Source organism: Escherichia sp. MOD1-EC5433 (genome assembly GCF_002966005.1).
GTDB classification, from domain to species: domain Bacteria; phylum Pseudomonadota; class Gammaproteobacteria; order Enterobacterales; family Enterobacteriaceae; genus Escherichia; species Escherichia ruysiae.
Genome location: NZ_PTRL01000012.1, coordinates 73,370 through 86,264, shown reverse-complemented (window position 1 = coordinate 86,264; position 12,895 = coordinate 73,370). Strand labels below are relative to the sequence as shown.

At 53.4% G+C, this 12,895-nt stretch carries 12 protein-coding genes; 3 read left to right on the top strand and 9 right to left on the bottom strand.

Features of this window, described 5'->3' with window-relative positions; genetic code table 11:
- Positions 1–159: 159 nt before the first annotated feature.
- From hemG to pepQ, 4 genes are read right to left on the bottom strand one after another with little or no spacing between them, the layout of a single operon-like run.
- Complete coding sequence (gene hemG, locus C3D30_RS19695) at positions 160–705, bottom strand: menaquinone-dependent protoporphyrinogen IX dehydrogenase (protein ID WP_000853955.1); 546 nt, start codon at positions 703–705, stop codon at positions 160–162.
- 11 nt (positions 706–716) lie between these two features.
- Entirely contained in the window at positions 717–2,168 is a 1,452-nt protein-coding gene (gene trkH, locus C3D30_RS19690) for a Trk system potassium transporter TrkH (RefSeq protein ID WP_000545681.1), read from the bottom strand.
- A gap of 38 nt (positions 2,169–2,206) precedes the next feature.
- Positions 2,207–2,821, bottom strand: coding sequence for an IMPACT family protein (locus C3D30_RS19685; protein WP_016158874.1), 615 nt, complete (start codon positions 2,819–2,821; stop codon positions 2,207–2,209).
- On the bottom strand, positions 2,821–4,152 hold the full coding sequence (gene pepQ / locus C3D30_RS19680) for a Xaa-Pro dipeptidase (protein ID WP_105287301.1): 1,332 nt from the start codon (positions 4,150–4,152) through the stop codon (positions 2,821–2,823). Before pepQ ends, C3D30_RS19685 begins: the two co-directional genes overlap by 1 nt.
- A 189-nt stretch (positions 4,153–4,341) precedes the next feature.
- Between pepQ and fadB the strand changes: the two genes are divergently transcribed.
- Together fadB and fadA are read left to right on the top strand one after the other, a co-directional pair.
- Positions 4,342–6,531: a fatty acid oxidation complex subunit alpha FadB gene (fadB, locus tag C3D30_RS19675; protein ID WP_105287300.1), complete on the top strand. Its 2,190-nt coding sequence runs from the start codon at positions 4,342–4,344 to the stop codon at positions 6,529–6,531.
- Between the two features lie 9 nt (positions 6,532–6,540).
- Positions 6,541–7,704, top strand: coding sequence for an acetyl-CoA C-acyltransferase FadA (fadA, locus tag C3D30_RS19670; RefSeq protein ID WP_105285811.1), 1,164 nt, complete (start codon positions 6,541–6,543; stop codon positions 7,702–7,704).
- 184 nt (positions 7,705–7,888) lie between these two features.
- Here the strand turns inward: fadA and fre are convergent, their stop codons facing one another.
- Both fre and ubiD read right to left on the bottom strand, forming a co-directional pair.
- Entirely contained in the window at positions 7,889–8,590 is a 702-nt protein-coding gene (gene fre / locus C3D30_RS19665; protein WP_010352530.1) for an NAD(P)H-flavin reductase, read from the bottom strand.
- A 45-nt stretch (positions 8,591–8,635) separates the two neighbouring features.
- Positions 8,636–10,129 (bottom strand): 4-hydroxy-3-polyprenylbenzoate decarboxylase, encoded by a 1,494-nt coding sequence (gene ubiD, locus C3D30_RS19660; protein ID WP_105287299.1) that lies wholly within the window; start codon positions 10,127–10,129, stop codon positions 8,636–8,638.
- Between the two features lie 166 nt (positions 10,130–10,295).
- Here ubiD and rfaH point away from each other — a divergent pair, with 166 nt between their 5' ends.
- The gene (rfaH, locus tag C3D30_RS19655; RefSeq protein ID WP_001192392.1) at positions 10,296–10,784 is read left to right on the top strand and encodes a transcription/translation regulatory transformer protein RfaH; all 489 of its coding nucleotides are present in this window, start codon (positions 10,296–10,298) and stop codon (positions 10,782–10,784) included.
- Here rfaH and tatD read toward each other — a convergent pair.
- From tatD to tatB, 3 genes are read right to left on the bottom strand one after another with little or no spacing between them, the layout of a single operon-like run.
- Positions 10,781–11,563 carry a 3'-5' ssDNA/RNA exonuclease TatD gene (gene tatD / locus C3D30_RS19650; RefSeq protein ID WP_105287298.1) on the bottom strand — a complete coding sequence of 261 codons (783 nt, stop codon included), beginning with the start codon at positions 11,561–11,563 and terminating at the stop codon, positions 10,781–10,783. The two genes, rfaH and tatD, sit on opposite strands and share 4 nt — an antisense overlap.
- 41 nt (positions 11,564–11,604) lie before the next feature.
- Positions 11,605–12,375 carry a Sec-independent protein translocase subunit TatC gene (gene tatC / locus C3D30_RS19645; protein ID WP_000109945.1) on the bottom strand — a complete coding sequence of 257 codons (771 nt, stop codon included), beginning with the start codon at positions 12,373–12,375 and terminating at the stop codon, positions 11,605–11,607.
- Between the two features lie 2 nt (positions 12,376–12,377).
- The gene (gene tatB, locus C3D30_RS19640) at positions 12,378–12,893 is read right to left on the bottom strand and encodes a Sec-independent protein translocase protein TatB (protein ID WP_000459596.1); all 516 of its coding nucleotides are present in this window, start codon (positions 12,891–12,893) and stop codon (positions 12,378–12,380) included.
- Between the last annotated feature and the right edge of the window lie 2 nt (positions 12,894–12,895).

Here is a 12,895-nt window from a genome sequence, read left to right as displayed (position 1 = left end):
TTGCTTTTCTCTGCCGGAATTCTCAGGAGAATCCCGCTGACCCGGCGGCTTGTCTGCCGTTGTTCCGTGTCAGTGGTGGCGCATTATAGGGAGTTATTCTGAGCTGACAAGAGGAAATTTAAAATAATTTTCCGAATGCGCGTTTTTTATTCTTTATGCTTATTTCAGCGTCGGTTTGTCGGTTAAATGGGCAATTTCCCGGGCGAAATTCGCCACTTGCTCCCAATCGGTATAGACAACTTCTTTGCGCGTATCCGTTTCACCGCCTGACATCTTCATGATGAGCTTGATCATAAAGCGGTCGTACCAACGATAGCGGGGATAACGCAGCGCCCCGGCAATGACTGCACAGCGATCGGGACGCCATTGTGAGTTCATCAGAAACTTCCGCGCGTAGCTATTAGTCTGCACAGTACGCTTCTCCGGTTTACGCGCCACCAGGTTTACGGAGTAAAAGGCGCTCGGCATTGAGTTCAGCTGCGTCGCATGTTTTTTGACAAATTCCTGGAACGCAGAATGGTAGTGACCGTAGCGAATAGACGCGCCAATGACCACGCGATCGTAGTTTTCCCACTGTGGCTCTTCAATGCGGTGCACATTAGCGACATCCGCCTGGATCCCCAGTTCTTTCAGTTCCGAAGCCAGGTAGGAGGCAATCTCGCGCGTTTGTCCGTCCCTTGTTGAGAAAAGAATTAATGTTTTCACGTATTACTCCATCATTCACGCCAGAAAGTCGGGGTAAAGAGCACCAGCAATGTAAACACCTCGAGACGACCAAACAACATATTGGCAATCAGGATCCATTTAGCCACCGGGTTCATGCTGGTAAAGTTATCAGCAACCACGCCAAGCCCCGGCCCCAGGTTATTCAATGTCGCCACAACCGAAGCAAAGGCAGAAAAGTCATCCACGCCAGTGGCGATAATCGCCAACATACTGACAATAAATACCAACGCATAGGCCGAGAAAAATCCCCATACAGCCTCGAGGATACGTTCCGGCAGTGCACGGTTCCCCAACTTAATGCTGTAGACGGCGTTCGGATGCACCAGTCGTTTCAGCTCACGGTTCCCCTGTTTGAACAACAGTAAGATGCGGATCACTTTCAGGCCACCGCCCGTTGACCCGGCGCAACCGCCGATAAAAGCTGAACATAACAGCAGTACCGGCAAAAAGAGCGGCCAGCGGGCAATGCTGTCAGTCGTAAACCCAGCGGTTGTCGCCATCGACACCACCTGGAAAAACGCCTGGTTAATCGTCATCAGCGCCGAACTGTAGACATTATGAAACCACAGTACGAGTGTACAAATAACCACCAGCGTAAACTGTACGCCGATAAACATGCGAAATTCCGGATCGCGCCAGTAAACCTTCAGACTACGACCACTTAGCAGCGAGAAGTGCAGGCCATAGTTACAGCCGGAGATCAGCAGGAAGATAGCAATGATAGTGTTAATTGTCGGGCTATCGAAATAGCCAACGCTGGCATCATGGGTTGAGAAGCCGCCAATGGCGATTGTCGCGAAGCTATGACCGATGGCATCAAAAGCATTCATTCCGGCAAACCACAGCGCCAGCGCACAGGCGACGGTCAGCAAGACATAAATCAGCCACAAGGTTTTCGCCGTTTCCGCAATACGCGGGCGCATTTTGTTATCTTTCAGCGGGCCGGGCATTTCTGCGCGATAGAGCTGCATCCCACCCACGCCGAGGATAGGCAGTATCGCAACCGCCAACACGATGATCCCCATCCCGCCAAACCATTGCAGCATCTGGCGATAAAAGAGGATGGCGTGAGGGAGCGAATCCAGCCCCACCAGCGTAGTGGCTCCCGTAGTGGTCAGGCCGGAGAAAGATTCAAAAAACGCATCGGTAATCGTGAGGTTCGGGCTTTCCGAGAAGATAAAAGGGAGCGCACCGACGCTACCCAGCACGGTCCAGAACAGCACCACTATCAGAAACCCCTCACGGGATTTCAGTTCGCCCTTCTCTTTGCGGTTCGGCCACCAAAGCATAGAGCCAATGGCGAGGGCGACAAAAAAGGTCTGGGTAAAAGCGCGGCCCGCTCCATCCCGGTAAATGAGTGCTACCAGCCCAGGGATAATCATGGTCCCTGAAAATAAGATGACCAGTAGTCCAACGATTCGGGTAATGGCGCGAAAATGCATCTCTGCCGCTTCCTTAGTTCTGCAAAACGAAGTGGGGATTATTCTTCAATCGCTAACAATTGCAATGAACCACGGCTAAAATCCGCCAGCTTTGCGGAAAATTCAGCCACTTTCGCCGCCGGAAGCGCCAACCGCAGCAGAACGAATGCCTGATAATCACTGTTGATAATTTTGCCACCACACTGCCCCAGCAACGCTTCAATGCCGGTTAACTGACTATATTCACATTGCAAAGTATATTCGGTTAATGGCGTCTTGCGTTGGGTCGTTAGCTGTCGCAGCGCCTGATTCACGCCGCCACCATACGCTTTCACTAACCCACCAGTGCCCAGCAAGATGCCACCGTAGTAGCGCACCACCACGGCGGTAATTTCCCCGACGCCGCTGCCCATTAGTTGGGCGAGCATCGGTTTACCTGCCGTTCCCGCAGGTTCCCCGTCATCAGAGAAACCCAGTTGTTGAGAATCATCCGGTGCGCCAGCTACCCACGCCACGCAATGGTGGCGGGCATCTGGGTGCTCTGCCCGCACCGATTCAACAAACGCTTTCGCCGCCTCGACGCCATCGGTATGCGCCAACAGCGTAATGAAGCGGCTCTTTTTGATCTCTTCAACGACCGTGACCGGTGCCGCAGGAATTAACCAGCTTTCCATCACGCCAGTTTCAGATCCCGGGTCATGTTTTCCACGTTGTTTTCGTGGATCACCACGTTGTCTTCGATACGAATGCCGCCGAACGGTTTCAGTGCTTCAATTTTCTGCCAGTTGAAGTGTTTACTGAACTGACCTTCACGCCACGGCGCCAGCAGCGATTCGATGAAGTAGATACCCGGTTCGATGGTTAACACCATGCCTGGCTGGAGAATACGGGTGCAGCGCAGGTACGGATATTTTGCCGGTGCCGCGAGGTGCGTACCGCTATCATCCTGCATAAAACCGGCTACATCATGCACCTGCAGACCAAGCGGATGGCCAATACCGTGCGGCATAAACGGTCCGGTGAGATCGTTTTCGACCATCGTTTCTTCACTCATATCGGTGATGATTTGATGTTTACGCAGCAGTTTGGCGATGCGCTGATGGAACTGGATGTGGTAATCCACATAGCTGACGCCTGCTTTCATGGTGGCGATCAGCGCCAGTTGTTCATCATTTACGTCTTTCACCAGCTGTGCGTAGTCGTTGTCGCTTTTTGCCGACCAGGTACGGGTCAGGTCAGCCGCATAGCCGTTATATTCTGCCCCGGCATCCAGCAGGAAGCTGCGCATCTCTTCCGGCGCCTGATGATCCAGTTTGGTGTAATGCAGCACCGCAGCATGTTCGTTAAGCGCCACAATGTTGCTGTAAGGCACGTCGGTATCACGATGACCGGTCGCGGTCAGATAGGCAATGTTGATATCGAACTCGCTCATACCTGAACGGAAGGCTTCTTCTGCCGCGCGATGACCGTTGACTGCCATTTTCTGCGCTTCACGCATACAGGCCAGTTCGTACTCGGTTTTGAAGGAGCGGTAGTAATGCAGGTAGTCGATCACCCCTTTCGGGTTGATATTACTGGCCTCAATGCCCAGTTGCAGCGCACGTTCCGGCACTGGGCCAATATAGCCAATATTGCCGCGCGCAGCGGGCAGCAGGCTACCAATGCCATCGGCTTTCGGCAGCGCGATCACTTCCACATCCTCAGTCCAGAAAGAGGTCGGCAAAGGTTCGACGTTGTGCCAGTAATCAACCGGCAGATAAAACCACAGTTTCGGCTTGTTCACGCCATCCACCAGCAGCCAGCAGTTTGGCACCTGAGTTACCGGCACCCACGCTTTAAATTGTGGGTTCACTTTAAACGGATAAGGATGATCGTCGAGAAAAACATTGAACAGCTCGCCGGAGTGAATAAGTAATGCATCCAGCTTGAAGCGCGCCAGTGCATCGCGAGTCCGTTCCTGTAAGGTAGCTATATGATTTTTATAGAGCGAGGCCAGTGATTCCATTTTTTACCCTTCTGTTTTTTTGACCTTAAGTCTCCGCATCTTAGCACAACGTTAATACAGAGCGTGATTTCTGCCGAGCGTGATCGAATCGGCATTTCTTTAATCTTTTGTTTGCATATTTTTAACACAAAATACACACTCCATTTCATCTGGTACGACCAGATCACCTTGCGGATTCAGGAGACTGACATGCTTTACAAAGGCGACACCCTGTACCTTAACTGGCTGGAAGATGGCATTGCCGAACTGGTATTTGATGCCCCAGGTTCAGTTAATAAACTCGACACTGCGACCGTCGCCAGCCTCGGCGAGGCCATCGGCGTGCTGGAACAGCAATCAGATTTAAAAGGGCTGCTGCTGCGTTCGAACAAAGCGGCCTTTATCGTCGGTGCTGATATCACCGAATTTTTGTCCCTGTTCCTCGTTCCCGAAGAACAGTTAAGCCAGTGGCTGCATTTTGCCAATAGCGTGTTTAATCGCCTGGAAGATCTGCCGGTGCCGACCATTGCCGCCGTCAACGGCTACGCGCTGGGTGGTGGCTGCGAATGCGTGCTGGCGACCGATTATCGTCTGGCGACGCCGGATCTGCGCATCGGTCTGCCGGAAACCAAACTGGGCATCATGCCGGGCTTTGGCGGTTCTGTACGTATGCCACGTATGCTGGGCGCTGACAGTGCGCTGGAAATCATTGCCGCCGGTAAAGATATCGGCGCGGACCAGGCGCTGAAAATCGGTCTGGTGGATGGCGTAGTCAAAGCAGAAAAACTGGTTGATGGTGCGATGGCGATTTTACGCCAGGCCATTAACGGCGACCTCGACTGGAAAGCGAAACGTCAGCCGAAGCTGGAACCGCTAAAACTGAGCAAGATTGAAGCCACCATGAGCTTCACCATCGCTAAAGGGATGGTCGCGCAAACGGCGGGGAAACATTATCCGGCCCCCATCACCGCAGTAAAAACTATTGAAGCGGCTGCCCGTTTTGGCCGTGAAGAAGCCTTAAACCTGGAAAACAAAAGTTTTGTCCCGCTGGCGCATACCAACGAAGCTCGCGCACTGGTCGGCATTTTCCTTAACGATCAATATGTAAAAGGCAAAGCGAAGAAACTCACCAAAGACGTTGAAACCCCGAAACAGGCCGCTGTGCTGGGCGCAGGCATTATGGGGGGCGGCATTGCTTACCAGTCTGCGTGGAAGGGCGTGCCGGTGATCATGAAAGATATCAACGACAAGTCGTTAACCCTCGGCATGACTGAAGCCGCGAAACTGCTGAACAAGCAGCTTGAGCGCGGCAAGATCGATGGTCTGAAACTGGCTGGCGTGATCTCCACGATCCACCCAACGCTCGACTACGCCGGGTTTGACCGTGTGGATGTTGTGGTAGAAGCGGTTGTTGAAAACCCAAAAGTGAAAAAAGCCGTGCTGGCAGAAACCGAGCAGAAAGTTCGCCCGGATACCGTACTGGCCTCTAACACTTCAACCATTCCTATCAGCGAACTGGCCAACGCGCTGGAACGCCCGGAAAACTTCTGCGGTATGCACTTCTTTAACCCGGTGCACCGGATGCCGTTGGTGGAAATTATTCGCGGCGAGAAAAGCTCCGACGAAACCATCGCGAAAGTCGTCGCCTGGGCAAGCAAGATGGGCAAGACGCCGATTGTGGTGAACGACTGCCCCGGCTTCTTCGTTAACCGCGTACTGTTCCCCTACTTCGCTGGATTCAGTCAGTTGCTTCGCGACGGCGCGGACTTCCGCAAAATCGACAAAGTGATGGAAAAACAGTTTGGCTGGCCGATGGGTCCGGCATATCTGCTGGATGTCGTGGGGATTGATACCGCGCACCACGCCCAGGCAGTGATGGCAGCAGGCTTCCCGCAGCGGATGCAGAAAGATTATCGCGACGCCATCGACGCGCTGTTTGATGCCAACCGCTTTGGTCAGAAGAACGGCCTCGGTTTCTGGCGTTATAAAGAAGACAGCAAAGGTAAGCCGAAGAAAGAAGAAGACGCCGTCGTTGACGGCCTGCTGGCAGAAGTCAGCCAGCCGAAGCGCGATTTCAGCGAAGAAGAGATTATCGCCCGCATGATGATCCCGATGGTCAACGAAGTGGTGCGCTGTCTGGAAGAAAGCATTATCGCCACTCCGGCAGAAGCGGACATGGCGCTGGTCTACGGCCTGGGCTTCCCTCCGTTCCACGGCGGCGCGTTCCGCTGGCTGGACACCCTCGGCAGCGCGAAATACCTCGATATGGCACAGCAATATCAGCACCTCGGCCCGCTGTATGAAGTGCCGGAAGGTCTGCGTAATAAAGCACGTCATAACGAACCGTACTATCCCCCGGTTGAGCCAGCCCGTCCGGTTGGCGACCTGAAAACGGCTTAAGGAGTCACAATGGAACAGGTTGTCATTGTCGATGCAATTCGCACCCCGATGGGCCGTTCGAAGGGCGGTGCTTTTCGTAACGTGCGTGCGGAAGATCTCTCCGCTCATTTAATGCGTAGCCTGCTGGCGCGTAATCCGGCGCTGGAAGCGGCTACTCTCGACGATATTTACTGGGGGTGTGTGCAGCAGACGCTGGAGCAGGGTTTTAACATCGCCCGTAACGCTGCGCTGCTGGCAGAAGTGCCGCACTCTGTCCCTGCGGTGACCGTCAATCGCTTGTGTGGTTCATCCATGCAGGCATTGCATGACGCAGCACGGATGATCATGACCGGCGATGCGCAGGCATGTCTGGTCGGCGGCGTGGAGCATATGGGCCATGTGCCGATGAGCCACGGCGTCGATTTTCACCCCGGTCTTAGCCGTAATGTCGCCAAAGCGGCGGGCATGATGGGCTTAACGGCAGAAATGCTGGCGCGTATGCACGGTATCAGCCGTGAAATGCAGGATGCCTTTGCCGCGCGATCACACGCTCGCGCCTGGGCCGCCACACAGTCGGGCGCATTTAAAAATGAAATCATCCCGACCGGTGGTCACGATGCCGACGGCGTCCTGAAGCAGTTTAATTATGACGAAGTGATTCGACCGGAAACTACCGTGGAAGCCCTCGCCACGCTACGTCCGGCGTTCGATCCGGTCAGCGGTACGGTGACGGCGGGTACGTCTTCTGCTCTCTCCGATGGCGCAGCTGCCATGCTGGTAATGAGTGAAAGCCGCGCCCGTGAATTAGGCCTTAAGCCGCGCGCCCGTGTGCGTTCGATGGCGGTCGTTGGTTGTGACCCATCGATTATGGGTTACGGCCCGGTTCCGGCCTCTAAGCTGGCGTTGAAAAAAGCGGGGCTTTCTGCCAGTGATATCGGCGTGTTTGAAATGAATGAAGCCTTTGCCGCGCAGATCCTGCCGTGCATTAAAGATCTCGGGTTAATGGAGCAAATTGACGAGAAGATCAACCTCAATGGTGGCGCGATCGCGCTGGGTCATCCGCTGGGTTGTTCCGGTGCGCGTATCAGCACCACGCTGCTGAATCTGATGGAACGCAAAGACGTCCAGTTTGGTCTGGCGACGATGTGTATCGGCCTGGGTCAGGGCATTGCGACGGTGTTTGAGCGGGTTTAACCACTTGCCGGATGCGGCGTAAACGCCTTATCCGGCCTACGGTTCAGAACTATTTGTAGGCACGATAAGACGCAACAGCGTCGCATCGGGCATTGTTTGCCGGATGCAGCGTCGATGTAAATGCCACTGATTAACAGTTTAGTTGCCGTTCTTCCCGCCTGTCAGGGGCGGGTTTTTTTATGGCTTAGATAAACGCAAACGCATCGCCAAACAGGCGGTCTTCCCGCGCATTACGCTCACTGCAAAACAGGTCACGAGCGATTTTCGCCATCTCAAAACGTCCGGCAATGTAGATATCATGCTCTGCCAGCGTACCGTGATCCTGCAACACCGCCGTTAAAACCGTGCCAGTACGCCCACGCCAGCCCGCTTCCGGTTGTTCAACCACCGGCACCACTTGCAGACCAGGATGCTTAAGCGAAAGCGCCTCAAGTTCGGAAAGATCATAAAGGTGCTGCTCTTCACGCCCGCCCCAGTAAATGGTGATATCACGATTGGGATTACGCGCCAGCGCCGTCAGCAAAATCGAACGGGCATAAGAGAACCCGGTGCCGCCCGCAATCAGAATCATCGGACGCTCTTCATCATCGCGCAGCCACGCATCACCGTGCGGAATATCGACCACGATTTGATGATCTTTGAGGATGCGATCCATGACTGCTTTCGCGTAAAGGTTGATTTCAGAAGCGCCAATATGCAGCTCAATGAAACCTTGTTCATTCGGCGTCGAGGCCATTGAGAACGGGCGTTTATCGCGCTCGTCCATCACTACCATCAAATACTGACCAGCACGAAAAGAAAAGGCCGCGTCTGGCACGATTCGGACACGATATACGGTATCCGTGATAGCTTCTACCGAGGTCACTTTACAGCTTAAGGTTGTCATGCGCTTTCTCTGTCGGATCGATAAATAGGGCAATACAAACGCGCCTCAGGCGCTTTTACCGTTGTTAAAAATAGCCAGTTCATCCCAGATGGCGTCAATATGCGCGACAACATCCGGATCTTTTTTGATGGGACGTCCCCATTCACGCTGGGTTTCCCCTGGCCATTTATTCGTGGCATCCAGCCCCATTTTTGAACCCAGCCCGGACACAGGCGAGGCAAAATCCAGGTAATCAATGGGTGTATTTTCTACCAGAACGGTATCCCGCGCCGGGTCCATACGGGTAGTAATCGCCCAAATCACATCATTCCAGTCGCGTGCGTTGACATCATCATCGCAAACGATCACAAATTTGGTGTACATAAACTGGCGTAAGAACGACCAGACGCCCATCATGACGCGCTTCGCGTGCCCGGCGTATTGCTTTTTGATCGTCACAACCGCCAGACGATAGGAACAGCCTTCCGGCGGCAGGTAAAAATCGACAATTTCCGGGAATTGTTTTTGTAGAATCGGCACGAACACTTCGTTCAACGCCACACCCAGTACCGCAGGTTCATCCGGCGGACGACCAGTATAGGTGGAGTGGTAAATCGCATCTTCACGCTGAGTAATATGCGTCACGGTAAATACCGGGAAACTATCGACTTCATTATAGTAACCGGTGTGGTCGCCATACGGCCCTTCTGGCGCCGTTTCGCCTTGTTCGATATACCCTTCCAGCACAATTTCCGCACTGGCGGGCACTTCAAGGTCATTGGAGATACACTTCACCACTTCGGTTTTGGTGCCGCGTAGTAATCCGGCAAATGCATACTCTGAAAGCGTATCTGGAACGGGCGTGACTGCACCGAGAATTGTGGCGGGATCAGCACCCAGCGCCACAGAAACCGGGAAACGTTCGCCCGGATGCACCGCACACCACTCCTGGAAATCCAGCGCGCCGCCGCGATGCGACAACCAGCGCATAATCAGCTTGTTTTTACCAATCAACTGCTGGCGATAAATGCCAAGATTCTGCCGCTCTTTGTGCGGGCCACGCGTTACGGTCAACCCCCAGGTAATCAGCGGAGCGGCATCTTCCGGCCAGCAGGTCATAATGGGAATGCGGTTAAGATCGACATCCTCGCCGGAGACGATTTTTTGCTGACAAGGCGCACCACGTAACCGTTTCGTTGGCATGTTCAACACCTGCTTAAACTGCGGCAGCTTATCAAACAGGTCGCGGAAACCTTTTGGCGGCTCCGGCTCTTTCAGAAACGCTAATAATTTACCGACTTCACGTAGCGCCGAAACATCTTCCTGCCCCATGCCCATCGCCACGCGCTTCGGCGTACCGAACAGGTTGCACAGCACCGGCATCGAGTACCCTTTAGGGTTTTCGAACAACAGCGCAGGCCCACCGGCACGCAATGTGCGGTCAGCAATTTCAGTGATTTCCAGATGCGGATCCACCGGGAGCGTGATACGTTTTAGCTCACCCTGCTGTTCAAGCAGAGTCAGGAAGTCGCGTAAATCGTTATATTTCATGGCGTCCATTGTAGCCTCTTAATCTGCGCCCATTATACGGCGTTCATCTTCGCGATGCTGTAAATTTGTTAAATTAGCGTGAACTCAGGCGCTATAACGCAAACCGGGGAATATAATTAACTTAACGCATCGCTTTTGCTATTCTTGCGCCCCGATTAAACGGATAAGAGTCATTATGCAATCCTGGTATTTACTGTACTGCAAGCGCGGGCAACTTCAACGTGCCCAGGAACACCTCGAAAGACAGGCCGTTAATTGCCTGGCACCGATGATCACCCTGGAAAAAATCGTGCGTGGCAAACGTACCGCAGTCAGTGAGCCGTTGTTCCCCAACTACCTGTTTGTGGAATTTGATCCAGAAGTGATTCATACCACTACCATCAACGCCACACGTGGTGTCAGCCACTTCGTGCGCTTTGGTGCATCGCCAGCGATAGTCCCATCGGCTGTGATTCATCAGCTGTCGGTGTATAAACCGGAAGACATTGTCGATCCGGCAACGCCATATCCAGGTGATAAGGTGATTATTACCGAAGGCGCATTCGAAGGTTTTCAGGCCATTTTCACCGAACCCGACGGCGAGGCACGCTCCATGCTATTGCTTAATCTTATCAATAAAGAAATTAAGCACAGCGTGAAGAACACTGAGTTCCGCAAACTCTAGAACGCAATCCCAAACAGCGTTTTGACATTGGCATCTGTGGTGGCCGCCAGCCACGCAGCATCCTCCCCTCGCCAGTGCGCAATACGTTGCACAATATGAGGCAGATAAGCAGGCTCGTTACGCCGGGATGATGGCTTTGGCGTGAGATCGCGCGGGAGTAAATACGGCGCATCGGTTTCGATCAGCAATTTCTCCGCCGGAATAAATGGCAACAGATCACGCAATTCCAGCCCGCGTCGTTCATCGCAAACCCAACCTGTAATGCCGATATAAATTCCACGCGCCACGCACGCCTGCATCTCTTCGCGTGTGCCGGTAAAGCAATGAAGAACCGCACCAGGCAGTTTATTCAGCCACGGCTCCAGCAATGTCATAAACCGCTCATGGGCATCGCGACAGTGCATAAATACCGGCATGTTTAATTCTGCGGCAATACGTAGCTGGGAAACAAAAGCGCGTTCCTGCTCTTCCGGCGTAGAAAAGTTGCGGTTAAAGTCGAGACCACACTCACCAATCGCCACTACTTCTGGCAGCGCGACCAGTTCAATAATTGCTTCTTCGGTCGCAGCTTGCCACTGGCTGCTGTCATGAGGATGCACGCCCGCCGTTGACCAACAGTGCGGATACTGACGCGCCAGTTTTTGCGCCTGCTGGCTTTCACGCAGGTTAGTGCCGGTGATGAGTAGCCCATCAACTCCCGCAGCAAAAGCGCGCTCTACAACATCACCACGGTCTTTCGCAAATTGTGAACTGGTCAAATTAACGCCGATATCAAACATCCTGCACTCCATATGACAACCGCCCTGACGGGCGGTTGAATTTATTCTTCAGTTTTTTCGCTTTCAGCGTCGTTTTCTTCTTCCCGGTTTCGGCCTTTACCAACGTAAAAGCGGGAGAAGAAGACACCGATTTCAAACAGGCAGTACATCGGGATCGCCAGCAGCGTTTGCGAGAAGACATCCGGCGGCGTCAGCAGCATCCCAACGACGAATGCGCCAACCAGCACATACGGGCGTTTTTTGCGTAAGTCTTCTGGCGAGGTAATCCCCATCCAGCACAGCAGCACAATGGCAACCGGCACTTCAAACGAAACACCAAACGCCATAAACAACGCCATAACGAAGCTTAAGTAGCTGGCGATGTCGGTGGATACCTGTACCCCTTCCGGCGCGGTATTGGCGAGGAAGCCAAATGCCAGTGGAAAGACCACGAAGTAGGCGAACGCCATGCCGATATAAAACAGCAAAGAGCTGGAAACCAGCAGAGGCACCACCAGGCGACGTTCGTGCTTATACAACGCCGGGGCGATAAACGCCCACACCTGATAGAGAATCACCGGCGCTGACAGAATCAGCGATACCATAAAGGTCAGCTTGATCGGCGTAAAGAACGGCGAGGCCACATCGGTGGCGATCATCGTTGAACCTTGCGGCAATTGCTTGATCAACGGCGCGGATACCAGGTGATAGATATCATTGGCGAAATAGACCAGGCACAGAAATATCACGATCACCGCGATAATGCAGTTCAGCAGACGCTTACGCAGCTCAATCAGATGCGTGATAAGCGGTTGAGTATCTTCTACAGACATGTTTACGGTTTATCACTCGACGAAGGGGAAGGTGCAGCGGTTTTCGGTTCAGCGTCCGCAACAGGTTTTACCACCGGCTCTGGCGTGGTTTCTGGCTTCTGTTCCGGCGAACTGGCCTGCGTTTGTGCAGCGGCAGGGGTTACTCCCTCATGCGCAGCTTCATTATCTTTCACCACCGGATTATGGATGGTGTGCGCTTCATCACTCGCCTTTTCAGGATCGTTTGCAACATAGGAACGCTTCATCGATTCTGCAGCCTGGCGCAGTTCATCCATTGACGCTTTCAGTTCAGGCGTCAGGTTGGTCAGACTTGCCTTTTCAACCTTTTTCAGGCTGTCCTGAAACTCCTGGAGTTTTAACTCCTGGGTCAGTTCGTTCTGCACCGTTGTCGCCAGTGAACGCAACGCGCGAATCCAGCCTGCTACCGTTTTTACCGCCACAGGCAGTCGTTGCGGCCCCAGAACGACGAGGCCGATGATGAACACCAATAGCAGTTCGCTAAAACCGATATCAAACACGG

What these genes read in the sequence shown, in the direction of transcription:
- trkH (WP_000545681.1), bottom strand. Translation starts at nt 2,168, where the DNA reads ATGCATTTTCGCGCCATTACCCGAATCGTTGGACTACTGGTCATCTTA.
- C3D30_RS19685 (WP_016158874.1), bottom strand. Translation starts at nt 2,821, where the DNA reads ATGGAAAGCTGGTTAATTCCTGCGGCACCGGTCACGGTCGTTGAAGAG.
- pepQ (WP_105287301.1), bottom strand. Translation starts at nt 4,152, where the DNA reads ATGGAATCACTGGCCTCGCTCTATAAAAATCATATAGCTACCTTACAG.
- fadB (WP_105287300.1), top strand. Translation starts at nt 4,342, where the DNA reads ATGCTTTACAAAGGCGACACCCTGTACCTTAACTGGCTGGAAGATGGC.
- fadA (WP_105285811.1), top strand. Translation starts at nt 6,541, where the DNA reads ATGGAACAGGTTGTCATTGTCGATGCAATTCGCACCCCGATGGGCCGT.
- fre (WP_010352530.1), bottom strand. Translation starts at nt 8,590, where the DNA reads ATGACAACCTTAAGCTGTAAAGTGACCTCGGTAGAAGCTATCACGGAT.
- ubiD (WP_105287299.1), bottom strand. Translation starts at nt 10,129, where the DNA reads ATGGACGCCATGAAATATAACGATTTACGCGACTTCCTGACTCTGCTT.
- rfaH (WP_001192392.1), top strand. Translation starts at nt 10,296, where the DNA reads ATGCAATCCTGGTATTTACTGTACTGCAAGCGCGGGCAACTTCAACGT.
- tatD (WP_105287298.1), bottom strand. Translation starts at nt 11,563, where the DNA reads ATGTTTGATATCGGCGTTAATTTGACCAGTTCACAATTTGCGAAAGAC.
- tatC (WP_000109945.1), bottom strand. Translation starts at nt 12,375, where the DNA reads ATGTCTGTAGAAGATACTCAACCGCTTATCACGCATCTGATTGAGCTG.